General features: G+C 62.7%; 13 protein-coding genes. 6 read left to right on the plus strand and 7 right to left on the minus strand.

What is annotated here, in order from left to right; genetic code table 11:
- Positions 1-105 precede the first annotated feature (105 nt).
- Both BUC24_RS24395 and BUC24_RS24400 read right to left on the minus strand, forming a co-directional pair.
- Positions 106-4236: a DEAD/DEAH box helicase gene (locus tag BUC24_RS24395; RefSeq protein ID WP_073223018.1), complete on the minus strand. Its 4131-nt coding sequence runs from the start codon at positions 4234-4236 to the stop codon at positions 106-108.
- On the minus strand, positions 4233-6176 hold the full coding sequence (locus BUC24_RS24400) for an alpha/beta hydrolase family protein (protein WP_073223019.1): 1944 nt from the start codon (positions 6174-6176) through the stop codon (positions 4233-4235). The genes BUC24_RS24395 and BUC24_RS24400 overlap by 4 nt, the downstream gene beginning before the upstream one ends.
- Before the next feature lie 133 nt (positions 6177-6309).
- Here BUC24_RS24400 and hemE point away from each other — a divergent pair, with 133 nt between their 5' ends.
- Complete coding sequence (hemE, locus tag BUC24_RS24405) at positions 6310-7389, plus strand: uroporphyrinogen decarboxylase (RefSeq protein WP_073223021.1); 1080 nt, start codon at positions 6310-6312, stop codon at positions 7387-7389.
- A gap of 751 nt (positions 7390-8140) precedes the next feature.
- On the plus strand, positions 8141-10162 hold the full coding sequence (locus tag BUC24_RS24410; RefSeq protein WP_073223023.1) for a primosomal protein N': 2022 nt from the start codon (positions 8141-8143) through the stop codon (positions 10160-10162).
- Between the two features lie 64 nt (positions 10163-10226).
- On the opposite strand, the gene BUC24_RS24415 is transcribed toward BUC24_RS24410, so the two are convergent.
- Positions 10227-10751 (minus strand): PEP-CTERM sorting domain-containing protein, encoded by a 525-nt coding sequence (locus tag BUC24_RS24415; RefSeq protein WP_073223025.1) that lies wholly within the window; start codon positions 10749-10751, stop codon positions 10227-10229.
- 226 nt (positions 10752-10977) lie between these two features.
- Here BUC24_RS24415 and BUC24_RS24420 point away from each other — a divergent pair, with 226 nt between their 5' ends.
- Positions 10978-12420, plus strand: coding sequence for a dihydrolipoyl dehydrogenase (locus tag BUC24_RS24420; protein WP_073223027.1), 1443 nt, complete (start codon positions 10978-10980; stop codon positions 12418-12420).
- A gap of 137 nt (positions 12421-12557) precedes the next feature.
- Here BUC24_RS24420 and BUC24_RS24425 read toward each other — a convergent pair whose 3' ends face one another.
- Positions 12558-13043 carry an SRPBCC family protein gene (locus tag BUC24_RS24425; protein WP_073223029.1) on the minus strand — a complete coding sequence of 162 codons (486 nt, stop codon included), beginning with the start codon at positions 13041-13043 and terminating at the stop codon, positions 12558-12560.
- Positions 13044-13158: 115 nt separating this feature from the next.
- On the opposite strand from BUC24_RS24425, the gene BUC24_RS24430 reads away from it, so the two are divergent.
- Positions 13159-13701: a DUF1003 domain-containing protein gene (locus BUC24_RS24430; RefSeq protein WP_073223030.1), complete on the plus strand. Its 543-nt coding sequence runs from the start codon at positions 13159-13161 to the stop codon at positions 13699-13701.
- On the opposite strand, the gene BUC24_RS24435 is transcribed toward BUC24_RS24430, so the two are convergent.
- On the minus strand, positions 13698-14609 hold the full coding sequence (locus tag BUC24_RS24435) for a LysR family transcriptional regulator (protein WP_073223032.1): 912 nt from the start codon (positions 14607-14609) through the stop codon (positions 13698-13700). The genes BUC24_RS24430 and BUC24_RS24435 overlap by 4 nt on opposite strands.
- A 102-nt stretch (positions 14610-14711) precedes the next feature.
- Between BUC24_RS24435 and BUC24_RS24440 the strand changes: the two genes are divergently transcribed.
- The gene (locus tag BUC24_RS24440; protein WP_073223034.1) at positions 14712-15704 is read left to right on the plus strand and encodes a zinc-binding alcohol dehydrogenase family protein; all 993 of its coding nucleotides are present in this window, start codon (positions 14712-14714) and stop codon (positions 15702-15704) included.
- 6 nt (positions 15705-15710) lie between these two features.
- Here BUC24_RS24440 and modB read toward each other — a convergent pair whose 3' ends face one another.
- The gene (gene modB / locus BUC24_RS24445) at positions 15711-16406 is read right to left on the minus strand and encodes a molybdate ABC transporter permease subunit (RefSeq protein WP_073223035.1); all 696 of its coding nucleotides are present in this window, start codon (positions 16404-16406) and stop codon (positions 15711-15713) included.
- A complete protein-coding gene (gene modA, locus BUC24_RS24450) occupies positions 16399-17163 on the minus strand; it encodes a molybdate ABC transporter substrate-binding protein (protein WP_073223037.1) in 765 nt (254 codons plus the stop codon). Before modA ends, modB begins: the two co-directional genes overlap by 8 nt.
- An 86-nt stretch (positions 17164-17249) precedes the next feature.
- Between modA and BUC24_RS24455 the strand changes: the two genes are divergently transcribed.
- Positions 17250-19310, plus strand: a complete 2061-nt coding sequence (locus BUC24_RS24455; protein ID WP_073223039.1) for a UvrD-helicase domain-containing protein — start codon at positions 17250-17252, stop codon at positions 19308-19310.
- Positions 19311-19314: the final 4 nt, after the last annotated feature.

Genomic DNA, 19314 nt, shown 5'->3' on the forward strand with positions numbered 1-19314 from the left:
ACATCGTCCTCGCGCAGGCGGGGACCTATAGCACGTTGATCGACTTCGGGGACGTGGAATAGGTCGCGAGGCGTCGCACCGCCGCCTTCGCGAGGACGATGTAACTTAGCGCAAGCCATCCTGCAGCATGCGCAGCATATCCCCGGGCGACATGCGCGCTGACAGATCACTGCCTTCGAGCAGGCTGTCGGCCAAATCACGTTTGTGCTTGTGCAGATCCACGATGCCCTCTTCGATCGTATGCCGCGCGACCAGCCGGTAGATTGTAACCGGCCTTTGCTGCCCCATGCGATGCGCGCGGTCCGAGGCCTGATCCTCGACCGCAGGATTCCACCATGGGTCCATATGAATCACGTAATCAGCCGCGGTCAGGTTGATCCCAACCCCGCCGGCCTTCAGGCTGATCAAGAATACGTCACCGCTGCCAGCCTGGAAGGCATCCACCCGCTTTTTACGTTCCTGCATGGGGGTTGCGCCATCGAGGTACTGGTAGGCGATGCCTTGCTGGTCCAGGTGCTTGCGGATCAGCGTCAGGTGATCGACGAACTGGCTGAAGACCAGCACTTTATGACGATTTTCCAGCAAGCCCTCGAGCAGGTGCGCAAACACCGTCAGCTTGCTGCTTTGCAGATGCAGCTCCGGGGCGACCAGATTCGGATTGCAGCAGGCACGCCGCAGCCGCATCATCTCGGCCAGGATCTGGATCGATTTCTGTGCCTCCGGCGCCTCCAGTGCGGCCAGTTTTTCCAAGGCTTCGCGGCGCAGCGATTCGTACAGCGTGGTTTCTTCGGCGGTCAGTTCGACCGGCAGCACGATCTCGGTGCGCGGCGGCAGTTCGGACAGCACCTGGGCCTTGGTCCGGCGCAGGATGAAAGGCTGGATCAAACGCTTCAGACGCAGGCGCGCGCCTGCCTCGGCGCGTTTGTCCTGGGCCCGCTCGATCGGTCCCGCAAAGCGCAGGTTGAACTGGTCGCTGGTGCCCAGCAAACCGGGGTTGATGAAGCGGAACAGGTTCCACAACTCGCCCAGGTGGTTTTCCAGCGGGGTGCCGGTGGCAACCATGCGGAAGTCGCCCTGCAGCGCCATCACGGCCTGCGAGCGCTTGGTGGCGTTGTTCTTGATCGCCTGCGCTTCGTCCAGCACGATCGTGGTCCAGCGCTGCTTGACGAACGATGGTGCTTCCAGCTGCAGCAAGCCGTAACTGGCGATCACCAGATCGAAAGGCCCGGCTTCGCTCAGCATGGCGGCGCGGTCGCCGGGTCCGAACAGCTTGACGTTCAGGGTGGGGGCAAAGCGCGCCGCCTCGCTGATCCAGTTCATGCAGACGGAGGTAGGGGCAATGACGAGGGTTGGTCCTTGTGGCGCGCGCATCAGAATCAGCGCCAGCGCCTGCAGCGTTTTGCCCAGGCCCATGTCGTCGGCCAGGCAGGCGCCGACGCCCCAGTGGGCCAGGCGCGCCAGCCATTCGAAGCCTTCCAGCTGATAGTCCCGCAGCTGCGCTTGCAGGGTACTGGGCAGCTGCGGCGTGTAGCTGGTGTTATCGGCCATGCGCGCCAGATGCGCGCGCCAGGCCTGGTCAGCATCGACGCTACCCGCGTCGTTGGCCAGGTCTTCCAGCGCGAAGCTGGCCAGCGGGTGCACGCGCACGCCATCACCATGCTCGGTGCCAAAGGCCGACAGCTCCATCAAGCGCCGGTGCAGCTCGGAGGTCAGGGCCAGGAATTGGTTGTCGCCCAGTGCGACAAAGCGGCCTCGGCTCGACTTGAGTGATTCGAGCAAGGTGCGCAGATCCATGACGCGATTTTCGTCAATCTGCAGTTCGGCCTTGGCCGCGAACCAGTCCTTGTCGCGCTTGATGCTCAATCGGACCGATTTGGAATCGGCCTTTTTCACGACCCGGAACGATTCGCCTTCCGGCCACGCCATGACCACCTGGTCCGTGTCCAGTGCTTGCAGTTCGCTTAATAGTTCCAGGCAGGCGATGGGCTGGCCCAGCAGCCACTCGCCATGATCGGCTTCGGCTTCTTCCAGCGTCCGGCAATGCGCGACCAGCTGCCGTTCGGCTTCGCGTTCGGCGCTCAGGTCGCGCCGCGCTTCAACCCGCACGCCGTTGACGTCGGCAATCACGCTTTCGTGGCCGGAGCCGGGTGCGTAGTAGGCTCCGGCGTCAGGCAGGGGGCGCACCAGGATCTGCATTTTCAGGCCGTGCTGGTAGGGCAGCAAATGCACGTGCAGGCGCGGGTCCGCCTTGACCTGCGCAATGTCGCCCGCGCTGCTGCCAATATCGGATTGCACCGTCACGATGGACGAGATGGCGCCGATCGCCTTGAGCACCTGCTTTTCCGCGTGCAGCGGCACTACCAGGCCATCGCCCACAATGGCGCCAATGCGGCGATGCTCGTCCTTGATGCGCACAACCCGCAGACGAGTCGGCGTTTCGCGGGTCACGACCACGTCGTCGGTATCGTCCAGAATGGCGGGCCGCATGCTGATGGTGACGTTGACCGGGTCGGCCTTGATCAGCAGCTCCGGCTCGCCAGGCAGCAGTTCGACTCGCGTGGCGGGGGACTCGATCCAGTACAGCATGGGGTGGCCAATCAGCGCTGCCACCGCTTTCTCGAGGTCGAATTCGTAGCGCGCACCGCTGCTGCTGTAGTACTTGTAAGCCTTGATGGTGGCAATCGCATTCAAGTCCTGGGCCGTCAAGAATTCCATCGTCGGCGCGTCTTCTGCCAATCGCTTCAGACCCACCGCGCGGCCGCGGCTCCAGCCGCCCTGCGCATCGCGCTTCTGTTCGCGCGGTTCAAGTTCCTGCACGCCGTAGTGCGGATCGAACTTGATGCCCCATACCAGGCGCGTTTCCTTGACCACTTCGACGTTCACCGCCGGCTGCAAGTTGATCAGCGCGTTGAGCTGGCGCTGCCATGGCTCTTCGCGCTCGAACCAGGCGGCAAATTCGCCGAAGCGGTGCTGCTGGCGCAGGGCGATGGCACGCTGTTCGAATGGGACCCGTCCCAGGCGCCCCAGCAGCGACGCCAGCTGCGCGCTGAGCAGATCGAAGCCGGCCCGCTCGGACAGATCCAGCATGTCTTCAATGGCGGCCTTGCGCTCATTGAGCTGTGGCTGGGCCAGCCAGTAGTGGAGCAAGGCGCGGAACAGATAGGGCTGCATGGCCGTTTCCCAGTTACGGGTCGGGAGCACGGCCGCATCGACCGTGCCGCCCCGGATCTGGCGCAGCATGCTCAGTTGCTGGTAGACGGCCGTGTCGTGGCTTTGCACGGCACGCGTGGCGATATCGAGATACGCTTCCGCCGCCTTGTGGTGCTTCGGGTCGGTGCTGCGCAGCAGGGCCAGCACATATAAATGGCCGCCAAAACCCGGGAAGCACATTTTGCGCTTGCCGGTTTCGCGGCGCAGCGTCTTGAGGGCGGCTTCAAAGCCGGCAATGGCCTGTTCCAGGTCGTCGCGCAGCAGCGCAATCACGCTGCGGTAAAACAGCGCGAGCGAGTCGTCCAGGTCGTCCAGCATGGCGTGCGCGTCGTCCAGGCGCCCGCACAGGATCAAATGTTCAGCCATCACCGCGCGCAATGCCATCGATGGCGCACCCTTGGCCATGTGGCGTTCAGCGTAGCTGCGGATCAGCGGCGCGCTGGCCGGCTCGCGCTGGGTATTCTCGACCAGCACGGTCAGCACTTCGTCGCGCAGCAAGGGGTGGATGCGGGCAAACAGTTCGGGCTCGAACGGACGCGCACAGATGTCGACCAGCGGGTGCAGATAGCCCGCTTCATGGCATGCCATGCATGCGGCCAGCAAGGGGAAGGCCACGTCCGGATCGCCGCCGCCGATCAGGCAAATGCGCAGCAGCGCAATGCCCTGACGGTAGCTGCGCAAAATTGCGGCGCCTTCCCAGTTGCGCCGCAATGGCGCCAGCGCCTGGTAGGCCGTGGCCATCGGCGCAAATTTGCCGCTGTCGAGCAAGGCCTTGAGGGCGGGCCAGGTGAGTTCCGGCGTGGCCACCCAGCCGCGGTGGTTCATTTCGGCGATCACGCCCAGGGCGCGCAGTTTGGCCAGATCGTAGGCCAGCAAATCGTCGTCGTCCCCAATTTCGGCGGCGGCAAGATGCTCCAGAATGCGTGTGCGGCCCATCGGCTCGCCGGCCAGGGCGAGCAGCGCCACGATCATTTTTTCGTGAAAATCGAGTGCTTCAAACTGCGCGTGCAAAGCTGTTCCGGTCATGCGGCGCCAGGCAGGTTGTCGATGCTGACCGGCGCTGGCGCCCCGGGCGCGCTCAGGCCGAACATGCGCAGGTAGAAATACAGTTCCGCCTCCAGCGTGCGCACGATGCTGTCCGCCTTGCGAAAGCCATGACCCTCGCCTTCGAGCGTCATGTATGCCACCGGCACGCCGTTCTTGCGCAGCGCGTCGACCATGACCTCCGATTGCTGGGGCGGCACCACCTTGTCGTCCAGACCCTGGAAGAAGATCATCGGCCGCGTAAGGCGCTGCGCATGGTTGATTGGCGAGCGTGCCTGGTACAGGGCATCGGCTTCCGGCTTCGGGGCGATCAGGTATTCGTTGTAGTGCGATTCGAATTTGTGCGAGTCGGCGTCCAGGCCCTTCAGGTCGGACACGCCATAGTAGCTGGCACCGGCCTTGAATACATCGTGGAAGGTGAGCGCGCACAGGGTCGTCAGGCCGCCGGCGCTGCCGCCGCGGATCACCAGGCGCTCCGGGTCGACCACGCCGCGGTGGGCCAGGTAGCGTGCGCCGGCAACGCAGTCGTCGACGTCGACCACGCCCCACTGGCCACGCAGCGCGTCGCGGTACTCGCGTCCAAAGCCGCTGCTGCCGCCGTAGTTCACATCGAGCACGGCAAAGCCACGGCTGGTCCAGAACTGAATCGGCAGCTTGAGCGTATTGCTGGCCATGCCGGTCGGGCCGCCGTGGCTGATCACCATCAGTGGCGGGCGCGTGTCGGGCAAGGCTTCAATGGCCGCATTGCAGGGCGGGTAGTAGAACGCATGCGCAATGCGGTTGCCGCTGGTGGGATAGGTGATGCTTTCCGGGACCGACAGGTAGCCGGCCGGCGGCAGCGCTGTGATCGACTGGGCCAGCACTTGCTGGCCGGCGTTGTCCAGGTTGATGCGCGCCAGCTCCACCGGAATGGTGGGCGCGCCGCCCAGCATTACCGCCACGCCGGCACTGACGCGCAGGTCGCGGATTTCCTCGTACGGGTTGGGAATCGGGTGCAGCTTGCCGCTGGCCGTGGACAGCTGCGCCAGGCGGCTGATGCCATGTTCGATGTAGGTACAGACAATCTCGCCTTCGGCGCGAAAGCCATACATCGAGCCGCCAAAAGTCCAGTGGGGCAGGCCGAATTCTGCTGCGCGGTCGCACAAGGGCTCGATTGCATTGTCCACCAGCCGGTACAAATTCCACCAACCGCTGCGGTCCGACACAAAGTGCAGCACGCCCGCTGGCGACCATTCGGGCTGGCAGATTGATTCTTGCGGCCCGCCGGCCACCAGCTGGGGCAGGCCCAGCGTGCCGTCGGCCAGTACCTCGGCCAGCCACAGTTCGCTGCCTTGCCACGGCATGCGCGGATGGTCCCAGCTGATCCAGGCCAGCGATTTGCCATCGGCTGACAGGCGCGGCGCAGCGTAAAAGTCGCTGCCGTCCATGAGCACTGTTTCGCTGCCATCGGCGCCGATGGCGCACAGCGTATTGACAGGTTGCGCGCTGCCTGCAGTATGGTCTTCACGCACGCTGATCAGGCGCTGGCGCTGCTGGTCGAATACGAAGTCGGCGTGGCGCAAGGCGCCGCCCGCGGTCAGGGCGACCGGCGCGGCGCCGTTGCGGATGACGTAAATGCGGTTGTCGGCGAAATGCGAAAACCAGACCACGCCACCGGCCACTAGGCTGGCACCGCCGCCATACTCGTGCACGCGGGTGCGCACGTTGAACGGTGCCGGTGTCATTTCGACGATCTCGCTGCCGCGCTGACGCAGCATGGTGGTGCGGCCACCCTCGCTGGCGCGGCCAGCCAGCCAGTACACGGCGTCACCGTCAAGCTGCGGCTGCGACAGGGGCGAGGCGCCTGCCGCCACGACCGCCGCCGTGATCGGGGAGGGCCAGATGCCGTAGGCGGCGCTGCGTTTGGTGTTCGGTGCGGTCATGGCGGGTCCGGTGGGGTTAAAAGCAGTAAAGCATGATAGAGAATCCCCGTCAGCGGCGCAATCGCACCGCGTGCGGCGGTGCGCCGTGGGAATGCGATAATAGCGCCTTTATTCCCGCTTTCGATTGTCTCCCATGCCACAATTCGCCCTGCTTCAGAACGATACCTTCCTGCGCGCCCTGCTGCGCCAGCCAACCGACTATACGCCTGTATGGCTGATGCGCCAGGCTGGCCGCTACCTGCCGGAATACCGCGCCACGCGCGAAAAAGCAGGATCGTTCCTGGGCCTGGCCAAAAATCCGGACTACGCGACCGAAGTGACGCTGCAGCCAATCGACCGTTACCCGCTTGATGCCTCGATCCTGTTCTCCGACATTCTGACCGTGCCCGATGCGATGGGCTTGGGACTGTATTTCGTCGACGGCGAAGGCCCGAAGTTCGAGCGTCCGCTGCGCACCGAGGCCGATGTCATGGCACTGCGCGAGCCCGATCTCGCTTCGCTCGACTATGTGTTCAAGGCCGTCACCCAGATCCGCACGGCTCTCAATGGCCGCGTGCCGCTGATCGGCTTCTCGGGCAGCCCGTGGACGCTGGCCTGCTACATGGTGGAAGGCGGCGGCTCCAAGGAATTCCACACGATTAAAAAGATGCTGTACAACCGTCCCGACCTGATGCACCGCATCCTCGAGACCAATGCCAGCGCGGTGGCGGCCTATCTGAACGCGCAGATCGACGCTGGCGCGCAAGCAGTCATGATTTTCGACTCGTGGGGCGGCGCGCTGGCCGATGGGGCCTACCAGACCTTCTCGCTGCAGTACATGCAAAAAGTGATGGCGCAGCTCAAGCGCGAAAAAGACGGCGTGCGTATTCCGGCGGTGGTGTTCACCAAGGGCGGCGGCCTCTGGCTCGAACAGATCGCCGACATCGGCGCCGACGCAGTGGGCCTGGACTGGACCGTCGATCTGGGCCGTGCGCGCGCCCTGGTCGGCCACAAGGTCGCCTTGCAGGGCAATCTGGACCCGGCCATTTTGTTTGCCAGCCCGGACCAGATCCGCGCCGAAGTCGAACGCACCCTCACGGCCTACGGCAAACCAGCTGCGGGCGGCGGTCACGTGTTCAACCTGGGCCACGGTATTTCGCAATTCACGCCGCCAGAGTCCGTTACGGCGATGGTGGACGCAGTCCACAGCTTCAGCCGCCAGCAACGTGCCTGATATGTAGTTTGGGTACAGGCTTGCCTGAAAAGACAAGCTTGTCCACCCTCTTGCAGGGTGCTGCACTGCCCCGTGAAAATCACACTTATTCACAATTTTTCAAAAACGCTAAACGACTTATTAACATTTTCAAAATGAAAACGCACTTTGCGCAAGTCATTGAATTTTAAGTCTTTTTGATTTTATGCTCTGCAGTTCGGAACGTTTGCCCCACGCTTGGCCTCATAGGGAAAATGGCTTTTTCAGCGTATTGTCCACAAAGTTATCAACAGCTTCTGTGGATAAAAATAAAAAGACCTGCGTTTACCGTGGGTTAGCGAATTTGATGAGGTTTCACATGAGGTTCGTGCTGCATTGCATGATATTTTGATACCGGATGTTGCTGCATGATTCGGCGCGGTAAGCAAATATCTTTTCTTGGTGCTTCTAGGCAAGAAAATAGACCAAAAACGGGGCGCAATTGACTACAGGCGCACCATTTTTATGACAGGTTATGCACAGTAAACCTCCCCCAGGTAGCGATTTCAGCCTCTCTGGGGTGATATTTGTAAGTTATTGATTTTTAAAGAATTTTTAAACTTGATTTTTGGTAGAGGTGAGCCTGCCTTGTGATAGCGCAAACCTTTTCCCTCATGGGAATTTGTTTTGTCCACAAAGTTGTCCACATCTTTCCTGGCGCTGTGAACAAGCCTGCCAGTTCCGGCCTCGATCGGCCTTTTTCGCACTATTTTCCGTCTCCATACGCGCCTGCATGGCTTACTGCATCCTGAACATTGCGCTGGACACCCCCCTGACCAGCAGTTTTGACTACCGCTGGCCATGCGCGCCGGGTGACGAGCCGCAAGTTGGTCAATTGGCATTGGTCAGTTTTGGACGGCGTGAGGTAATTGGACTCATCCTTGAAGTGCGCCATCAGACCGAGGTGCCGGCCGAAAAGCTCAAGGATGCGCTGGCCGTGCGCAGCCAGCTGGCGCCCTTGTCGGCCCAATGGCTGGCGCTGGCCGCCTTTGCCGCCGACTACTATCAGCGCCCGCTGGGCGAAGTGGCCTTGCCCGGTTTGCCGAAAAATTTGCGCGTCCTGACCACGGTGGCGCTGGACCGGGCCCTGAAAAAGCTCGACAAGCCGATGGCGGCGCACGATCACACGCCGTTCGACATGCCTGCCCTGAATCCCGCCCAGCAGCAGGCCGCCGACGCCATTGGGGGCGCAGCCGGCTTCAATCCCATTTTGCTGTACGGTGTGACGGGCAGCGGCAAGACGGAAGTGTATCTGCAGGCGTGCGCCCAGGTGCTGGCGCGCGAACGTGAAGGCCAGATCCTGATCCTGGTCCCCGAGATCAATCTGACCCCCCAGCTCGAAGGGAACATTCGCGCGCGCTTCCCGGGTGTGATGCTGGCCACGCTGCACAGCAGCCTGTCCGAGGGCGAACGCATGCTGCACTGGCTGGCCGCGCACCAGGGCAAGGCGCGCATTGTGCTGGGCACGCGTCTGGCGATTCTCGCTTCGCTGCCCAACCTGAAAATGATCGTCATCGACGAGGAGCACGATCCTTCCTACAAACAGCAGGAAGGGCTGCGCTATTCGGCGCGTGACCTGGCTGTCTGGCGTGCGCGCCAGCTGGGCATTCCGATCGTGCTTGGCTCGGCCACGCCATCGCTGGAAAGCTGGCACCATGCTGGCTCGGGACGCTATCGCAAGCTCGAACTGCGCGAGCGCGCCGTGCGCGACGCGGTACTGCCGCGCGTGAAGCTGCTCGACATGGAACGCGACAAACCCAAGGACGGCCTGACCGCGCAGCTGATTGCGGCACTGCGCCAGCGCATGGAGCGTGGCGAACAGTCGCTCCTGTTCCTGAACCGGCGCGGCTATGCGCCCGTGATTTGCTGCGAGTCGTGCGGCTGGATCAGCGACTGCACGCGCTGCACCTCCTTCATGGTGCTGCACAAGCCCGAGCACCGGCTGCGCTGCCACCACTGCAGCCTGGAGATGCGCATTCCGCGTCACTGCCCCACTTGCGGTAATGTCGACCTGCAGCCGCTGGGCCGCGGTACCCAGCGGGTGGAGGAAGGCTTGCAGCAGATGTTCCCGGAAGCGCGCATTCTGCGCATCGATGCCGACTCCACTCGCCGCAAGGGCAGCGCGCAGGCAGCCTTTGATACTGTCCATCGGGGCGAAGTCGACATCCTGATCGGCACCCAGATGGTCGCCAAGGGACACGATTTTAAAAAACTCACGCTGGTCGGCATTCTGAATCCCGACACCGCGCTGTTCTCCCAGGATTACCGCGCCAGCGAGCGCCTGTTTGCGCAGCTGATGCAGGTGGCGGGGCGGGCCGGGCGGGCCGCACGCCAGGAAGGCGGCAGCGTCAGCGAGGTGCTGATCCAGACCCGCTATGCGGCACATCCCCTGTATTCGGCCGTCGTCAATCACGACTACGACCGGTTTGCCGGCGCCCTGCTCGATGAACGGCGCCAGGCCGCGCTGCCACCGTATATGTACCAGGCGCTGATGCGCGCCGAAGCACCGGAGCTGGCCACCGCCATCGCTTTCCTCGAAAGTGCACGTGACTGCATTGAGCACGAGGGCATTACCATTAACGACCCGATTCCGATGACGATGACCCGGGTGCACAACGTCGACCGCGCGCAGCTGCTGGTAGAAAGCGCGTCGCGGCCAGTCCTGCAAGCGTTTCTCAAGGCTTGGCTGGGCGCCGTGCGCGAGATGAAAAGCCGCGTCAAATGGTCGCTCGAGGTGGACCCGCTCGACATTTGAAGCGGGCATGAAAAAAGGCGGCCATGGCCGCCTTTTTGCTGTGCTGGTGCTGCGCCAGCGCGGCTTATTTTTGCAGCTTGCGACGCGCCGCGAGGGCAATCAACGCAACGCCAAACAAGGCCAGCGGGGCCGGTTCCGGCACCTGGGTGCTGATTGCACCGGCATTGATGAAACGCGTGGTAAAGCAGTTGTCGCATTCGAATCCGCCGCTCAGATCCACATCGCTGATCACCAGGTTGACGCTGCCGGGCGCCGTCAGTGCGCTGGCAAAGTTCAGACTGATGAGCGTCGAGTTATTCACGTCGTTGCTGGTGATCAGGTAGCCGTTCGGCGCGTACAGGTCACGGGCATACAAGGTACTGGTGCTGCTGTCGTAGGTGAAGCCGGCCAGAACGCCCGCCGACGTGGTCAGGTTCCACGACAGCAGGTCGCCCGTGGTCGATTCCACTTCCAGATAGCCGGACAGGCTGGCGTCGTCATCGAAGGTGACACCCTGGAAGGTCCAGGTCAGCGGCGTGGCGCTGGCGACCGAGGCGGTCAGGAAAGCGAGACTGAGGAAGACACGCGAAACGATGGCAGAAAACTTCAAGATGGACTCCGTAGCGGTAGGGTAGGATATTCTTGGGGTAAAAGACATTGCTGCTGTTTAAGCAATTAATGTGCCCTCCACCTAAACACTTGTTTTGCTTGGATAAACATATGACGGGCGATCCGGGTGTAAAGTTTTCCGACACTTTTCATGCTTGCCGGCAGCTATGGGCGTCCCCATATAGAATCGGTAGCACTGCACGTCTATCCATATTTACGGGGCCAGCATGAACACCATTACAGTTGACGTCGCCATCATTGGTACAGGCACTGCCGGACTGGCTGCCTACCGCGCCGCGCGCGCGCAGGGCAAAACAGCCGTTGTCATCGAAAGCGGGCCGTACGGCACCACTTGCGCGCGGGTGGGCTGCATGCCCAGCAAACTGCTGATTGCAGCGGCCGAGGCGGCGCACATGCTGGCGCTTGCCCCTGGTTTTGGCGTGCATCCGGGCCCCGTGCGGATTGACGGCAAAGCCGTCATGGCGCGTGTGCGCAGCGAACGTGACCGCTTTGTCGGCTTTGTGCTTGAGGGCGTGGATAACATTCCCGCCGAAGACAAGCTGCGCGGGCACGCGCGCTTCACAAGTCCCCACAGCCTGCAAGTGGACGAACACACGGCCATTGAAGCGGGCCGCGTCGTCATTGCCACCGGTTCGACCCCGATGATCCCGCCCAAGCTGCGCGACGTGGGCAAGGGTGTGATCATCAGCGATGACGTGTTCGAGTGGACTGATTTGCCTGCTTCAGTGGCGGTGATCGGCACTGGCGTGATTGGCCTGGAGCTGGGCCAGGCCCTGAGCCGGCTGGGCGTACGCGTCAGCTTCTTTGCGCGCGGCGGCAGCGTGGCGCAGCTGAGCGACCCGGAGGTGCTGCACGTGGCAGCGCACACGCTGGGCGCGGAGATTGACCTGCGCTTCCAGCAAACCATCGTGGCTGCGCGCCAGGATGGCGACGAGGTCGAGCTGACCACGCACAATGCGGCTGGTGTGCAGAAGGTTGAGCGCTTTCAGTACGTGCTGTCGGCCATCGGGCGCAAGCCCAACGTGGACAAGATCGGTATCGAGCATACGGGCCTGGCGCTTGATCGGCACGGCATTCCCGTGTACGACAGCAGCACCATGCAGTGCGGGACTAGCCATATTTTTATCGCGGGCGACGCCAATAATGAGCGCCCCGTGCTGCCCGAGGCAGCCGACCATGGCAAGATCGCGGGCGACAATGCGGGCCGCTATCCGGATGTGCGGCCTGGCCTGCGCCGCACGGCGCTGGCGATTGCTTTCACGGAGCCGCAGATCGCTACCCTGGGCGAAACGTACCGGGAGCTGTGCGCCGAAGGGCGGCCCAAGTTCGCGGTCGGTAAAGTTTCGTTCACCAATCAGGGGCGCAGCCGCGTGATGCTGCAAAATCACGGCATGCTGCGCGTGTATGGCGAATACGGGACGGGCCGCTTCCTGGGCGCGGAGATGATCGCGCCACGCGCCGAGAATCTGGGGCACTTGCTGTCATGGGCTGCGCAAGCGCGCCTGACCGTGGCGCAGATGCTCGATATGCCGTTCTATCACCCGGTGATTGAGGAAGGCGTACGCACGGCGCTGCGCGATCTGGCGGCGGAGCTGGAAAAAGGTGCACCGGCCGGGGATGATGGCGCGGAGTGTTTGCCGGGGGTGTGAAGCTCACCACGAAAAGATACGCTGAAAATACCACCACATCGCCCTCGCGAAGGCGGGGGCCCATCCCATGTTACCGAATTCGGCAACGTGGAATAGGGGGCTCGCATGCGAGCCCGCCTCCGCGAGGGCGATGTGGTTCAGTTCAGATAGGTCGCATCCAGCCGCCCTGCCGCAGCCAGCTCGCGCACAATCCGAATCGTGTCAATATCGGCCTCCTGATACGCCGACTTGCGGAACTCGTCGTACATGGCATTGGCCGCATCGGTCGCCGCATCATGCCCATCGTCATACTGGAAGCGCACATACAGCGTGTGTTCCGACGGCGCCTCAATTGTCATCACCAGACTTGACGCGCTGATCTCGCCCTGCGCCGCCACTTCGTAACGCACCTGATGCAGCGGCGTCAAAATCACACGGTCGACGATTTCCAACTCGCCGTAGCGCAGGCGGCGCCGGAAGCTGCCGCTTTCGCGCTCGTCGATGGTGCACTCGTCAAGGTGTGGAATGAACATCTTGGGCGAGTCCGCGCGCAGCACCAGCCCGCGCCAGAGCTGGTCGCGGCTAATGGTGTCGATGAGTGGGTTGAGGGGATCGTTAATCTCGATCAGGTGTTCAAATTTCATGGTGCGGCACTCGTTATGATGGGGCGCGCAATGCGCCGATACCGCGATGGTAACGCATGGACAGCGCGCCTGCATTTGTGCGCGCTGGAAACGTTGAAAAGAGTACACTGCCCGCATGAGAAGCCAACGCAGCGATTACCTGGCCCACGTCGAGGCCGTCCAGCAGCGCAGTAAAGCGCATGTTGAGCAATCGATCGCCGAAAAGCGGACCATTTCGCGCAGCCTGCCCGAAATGGACGACGAGGCCAGCTTTGGCCAGCGCGCGGCCGACGCGGTGGCGCGCTTTGGCGGTTCGTGGGCCTTCATCGGCATATTCGCGCTGGTGCTGGGCGGCTGGGTGCTGCTCAATTCCTGGCTTTTGCTGCGCGACGGGCACAAGCCTTTCGATCCCTTCCCCTACATCTTGCTGAACCTGGTGCTGTCGATGCTGGCCGCGATCCAGGCGCCCGTGATCCTGATGTCGCAAAATCGGCAGGGCGAGAAAGACCGCCTGACCGCGCTGCACGATTACGAGGTCAATCTCAAGGCGGAGCTGGAGATCATGGCGCTGCACAAAAAAATGGACGAATTCAAGCTGCAGCTGGTCGAATTGCAGCAGGAGCAGCTACGCCTTCTGAACGCCCTGTGCACCAAGCACGAGATCGACGCCCAGCTCTAATCGGGCAAGCCTTCGTCCCAGTACGGCACCGGCCCGAAACGCGCCGCAAAATAGTCGATGAAGGCCACTGTCTTGGGTGGCAGATAATTACGGTTCAGGTACTGGGCCGACACCACCGACTGCGGCACGATTGGATACTGCCCCAGCACCCGCACCAGCGCGCCGCTCTTGAGCTGTTCGTACATGGCCCATGTCGACTGCAGCGCGATGCCCAGGCCGGCCACCGCTGCATCGCGCAGGGCTTCCCCGTTATCGCTCTGCATGCGCCCACGCACGCGCATGACGATCTCGCCATCCCGATCCTGAAACCGCCACGGGTGAAAGCCGTCCAGCACTAGGCACTCATGCTGCGTCAGATCATGGGGCGTGGCCGGCGTGCCATGCCGCGCCAGATAATCGGGCGAGGCGCATAGCCACAGGCGGCTGGGCGCCAGCGTGCGCGCCACCAGGGCCGAATCGCGCAACGGGCCGATCCGCACCGCCACATCGATTCCATTGACTGCCAGGTCGATCACCCGGTCCGACAGGCGCAGGTCGAGCCGGATGCCGGGATACAGGGCCAGAAACGCCGCCAGCGAGGGCATCAGATGCAGACGTCCGAACGAGACCGAAGCTGCGACCCGCAGCAAGCCATGCGGCCCCTCGGCGCCGCCACCGACCGAGGACTCGGCCAGTTCGGCCGCTTCCAGCAGCGCCACAGCGCGCTCGAGAAAGGCTTCGCCATCCTGCGTCAGCGCGATCTGGCGCGTGGTCCGGTGCAGCAGGCGCGCGCCGAGCTGGCGTTCGAGCTGCGCCATGCGGGCGCTGGACGCGGCTGGCGACAGGCCAAACTCGCGCCCCGCAGCCGACAGATTGCGGGTGGCGCATACCCGCACAAACAGGGCGACATCGATCAGGTCCAGGCTCATTATTCTGTTTTGGTGAATAGCTATTTAAGCATTATGCCAATTATCAAACGAATCGGCGAGCCTCACACTGGGTGCACTCAATCAAACAACAGGAGCCCCACCATGAAAGCCATCGCCGTCCAGAACGGAACCCTGCAAGACCTGACATTGCCCCTGCCGCAGCCCGGCGCGCGCGACCTGGTCGTCAAAATCGAAGCCATTTCGGTCAATCCGGTTGATCACAAGGTGCGCGCCGGCGAAGCCGCCGACGCCCCCGCGCGCGTGCTGGGCTGGGACGCTGCCGGCACCGTGACGGCAGTGGGACCGGAAGTGACCCTGTTCCGGCCGGGCGACCAGGTGTATTACGCGGGCAGCATCGTGCGCCCCGGCGCCAACAGCGAGTACCACCTGGTGGACGAGCGAATCGCCGCGCGCAAGCCAGCCACACTCGATTTTGCTCAGGCTGCAGCGCTGCCGCTGACCAGCATCACCGCATGGGAAGCCTTGTTCAACCGGCTTGGCATTTCCCGTGGCGGCGCCGACCAGGGCAAGCGGATTCTGATTGTTGGCGGTGCCGGCGGGGTGGGTTCAATTGCGATTCAGCTGGCCAAAAAGCTGGCGCGCCTGACGGTGGTGGCAACGGCGTCGCGGCCCGAGTCCGGCGCCTGGTGCAAGCGCCTGGGCGCGGACCACGTGATTGATCACAATGGCGACATCCCGGCGCAGCTGGCGGCGCTTGGCATGCCGGGCGTGGACTACATTTTGTGCCTGAACGAGATCGACAAGCACTTCCCGGCGCTGGTGGAGGCGATCGCGCCGCAGGGCCGCATCTGCAGCATCCTGGGCAACCAGGCGCCATTGGCGCTCGATGGTTTGTTCACCAAGAGCGCAGGACTGGTGTTCGAACTGATGTTCACCCGCTCGATGTTCGAAACCAGCGACATGCTCGAGCAGCATATCCTGCTGACCGAAGTGGCAGGCCTGGTCGATGAAAAGGTGCTGGTGACCACTGTCGGCGAATCGTTTGGGAAGATCAACGCAGCCAATATCGAACGGGCGCATGCGGCTTTGCTGGGCCGGCGCATGATCGGCAAAATTGTTCTGGCGGGCTTTTAACCGCCCTCAGGTCAGCAGCCCGACACGCTGGCGCCGCTGCAGGAACGCGATCCCCACCAGGATCGCGAACGAAATCGCCAGCAGCACAATCGCATACGCGTGCGCGGTCGGGTAGTTGAGCTTTTGTGCTTCGTCGTACAGGGCAATCGAGGCGACCCGGGTTTGCCCGGGAATGCTCCCGCCCAGCATCAGCACCACCCCGAATTCGCCCATGGTGTGCGCAAAGCTGAGCGAGACGCCCGTGAGCAAACCGTGCTTTGACAGCGGCATCACGATTGACCAGAAGGTCTGGCGCGGCGTGAGCCCCAGCGCCAGCGCCGATTCCACCATCGACGGCTTGATGCTGCGGAAGGCTTGCTGAAACGGCTGCACCGCAAATGGCAGGCTGTAGATGACCGAGCCGATGACCAGCCCGGTGAACGAAAACGGCAGCGGCTGACCGAACACGCTGACCCATGCCGCGCCGAGCGGCTGCTGGGGCGACATCAGCAGCAACAGGTAAAAACCAATCACCGTTGGCGGCAGCACGATGGGCAGGCTGACCAGCGTTTCAATCAGAATTGCACCCCGCATGCGGCTGGTATTGAGCCACTGTGCCAGCGGCACGCCGATCACCAGCAGGACGAGCGACGACACCGCCGCCAGGCGCAGTGTCAGGCCCACCGCCTCCCACAGGGCAGGCGGAAACGACCAGTCAAGCATCCTTCTCGCGCGGCAGGGAAAAGCCGTGGCGCAGCAGGATCGCGCGCGCGGCCGGCGATTGGAGGAACTGCATGAAGCGTGGCGCCAGTGGATTGGCCGCGCCGTGGCGCGTGATGATGGCGCCCTGTTCGATGGGCGGCGTGCCGTCGGAAGGAATCAGGTAGTAGCTACCCATGCCCTTGACCTTGGGAGCCAGAACGGTTGCGTAAGAGACGACGCCGATCTGCGCATTGCCGGTCTGGACAAACTGCGCGGTCTGGGCGATGTTTTCGCCCAGGACCAGCTTGGGCTTGACCACGTCCCAGAACCCCAGCGCGGTCAGTGAGGCACGCGCTGCGCGGCCGTAAGGCGCGACATCAGGGTTGGCGATGGCGAAGCGCGTCAGGCGTTCGTCGTTCAGCACGCGCATACCCTGGCTCAGGTCAAAGCGCTTGTCCAGCGACCAGAGCACGATGCGGCCAATTGCGTAGGGGGCCAGGGTAGCCGCATCGGCCGCGCCCTCCTGGGCCAGCTGGGCCGGATACTTCATGTCCGCTGACAGGAAGACATCGAATGGCGCGCCGTTCTTGATCTGGGCGAAAAAATTCCCCGACGCCCCCAGCGACGTTTTGACCTCGGCACCAGGCACCTGCTGCGCGAAGGCGCTCGACAGCTCCTCGATACTATAGGTAAGGTCTGCCGCTGCCGCGACGGTGAGCGTCTCGGCCGACACTGGCAGCGCGAGGCTGGCCAGCAGGGTCATGATCAATTTTTTCATCCTGTTATTCTACGACAGCTTCACCGCGCATGCGCGGGCGCCGGTGCGCTACAATGGCTGGCTGTTTTATCCAAGAATGCCCTCCGATGTCCTCCGCCCCCAAGTTTGGCCTGAACGTACCCCAGAGCGAAGCTGTCATGTATCTTGACGGCCCGTGCCTGGTGCTGGCCGGCGCCGGTTCGGGCAAGACGCGCGTGATCACCCAGAAGATCGCCCACCTGATCGAAGACCGTGGCTACGACCCGCGCACCATCGCCGCGCTGACCTTCACCAACAAGGCAGCACTGGAGATGCAGGAGCGCATTGCCAAACTGCTCAAGCAGCCGCGCCAGGCCAAGCAATTGACGGTATCGACCTTCCACTCGCTGGGTGTCAAAATCCTGCGCCAGGAAGCGGCGGGCGTGGGCCTGAAGGATCGCTTTTCGATCATGGACAGCGACGATTGCTATGGCCTGGTGCAGGATCTGGCCATCACCACCGACAAGCAGCTTATTCGCAGCATTCAGAATTCGATCTCGCTCTGGAAAAACGGCCTGGTCGACCCGGAAGACGCGATCAAGAACGCCAAAGACGAAGACGAAGCCCAGGCTGCGCGCGTGTTCCGCAGCTATGTGGCCACTCTGGCCGCATACCAGGCGGTGGACTTCGACGACCTGATTCGCCTGCCTGTGGAACTATTCCGCAATAACGATCCGATTCGCGACAAGTGGCAGCGCCGTCTGCGCTATCTGCTGATGGACGAATACCAGGACACCAACACCTGCCAGTACGAGCTGGTGAAGCTGCTGGTCACCGGGATTGGCAAAAAGCCGATGTTCACCGCCGTGGGCGACGACGATCAGGCCATTTATGCCTGGCGCGGCGCGTCGGTGGAAAACCTGAAAACGCTGGGCGAGGACTTCCCCGACCTGAAGGTCATCAAGCTCGAACAGAACTACCGGTCCACCACGCGTATTCTGCAGGCGGCCAATGCAGTCATCGGCAACAACCCCAAGCTGTTCGAAAAGGCCCTGTGGTCGGAACATGGCCTGGGTGAGCCGATCAAGGTGCTGGGCATGCAGACCGACGACCAGGAAGCCGAGCAGGTGGCGATCATGATTTCGGCTGACCGTTTCCAGCGCAAGAACAAGTGGTCCGACTACGCGATTCTGTACCGCGGCAACCACCAGGCGCGCGTGATCGAGCAGTCGCTGCGCAAGGAGCGCATTCCATACACGATCTCCGGCGGCCAGAGCTTCTTCGACAAGGCGGAAATCAAGGACATCATCAGCTACCTGCGTCTGATCGCCAACGACGGCGACGATCCTGCCTTCATCCGCGCGGTGACCACGCCCAAGCGCGGTGTCGGCATGGCGACTCTGGAAGTGCTGGGCGAGTTTTCCAAGCAGTGGAATTGTTCGCTGTTTGAAGCGACTTTCAAGGGTGGCATCGAAGCCAAGCTGGCCGACCGCCAGCTGCTGCCGCTGCGCGACTTCTGCAATTTCATCAACCAGCTCGAAGCGCGCGCCAGCCGTCCAGGGCCATCGGGCAGCGGCGAAAACGCAGCCGCGGTGCTGGATGACATGATGAAAGAGATCGCCTACGAGAGCTATCTGTACGACGTGTTTGAAGAGCGCGCGGCGCAGAGCAAATGGCAGAACGTGCTGGAATTTACCAACTGGCTCAAGGAGCGCGGCAACGGCGGCAAGGACAAGTCGGGCGAAGAAAAGAACCTGCTCGAACTGACGCAGATGGTGGCCCTTATGAGCATGCTCGAAGGTCAGGACGAGGAGCCCGACGCGGTGCGCATGTCGACCCTGCACGCTTCCAAGGGGCTGGAATATCCGCACGTATTTCTGGTGGGGGTCGAAGAAGGCATCTTGCCGCACAAGGGCGACCCGGATGCGCCGATAGAAACGATCGCTGCGCGGGTGCAGGAAGAGCGGCGCCTGATGTACGTGGGGATCACGCGCGCCCAGCGTACCTTGCAGATCACCTGGTGTAAAAAACGCAAACGGGCGGGCGAACAGGTGCATTGCGACCCCTCGCGCTTCATCAAGGAGATGGCGCTCGACGTGGGCGACGCCGTGCCAACGGAAGCGGAAACGCTGTCGCCCAAAGACCGTCTGGCCAGCTTGAAGGCGCTGCTGAACACCCCCAAAACATGAACAT

It is taken from the genome of Massilia sp. CF038, from assembly GCF_900129765.1.
Taxonomy (GTDB): Bacteria; Pseudomonadota; Gammaproteobacteria; order Burkholderiales; family Burkholderiaceae_D; genus Telluria_A.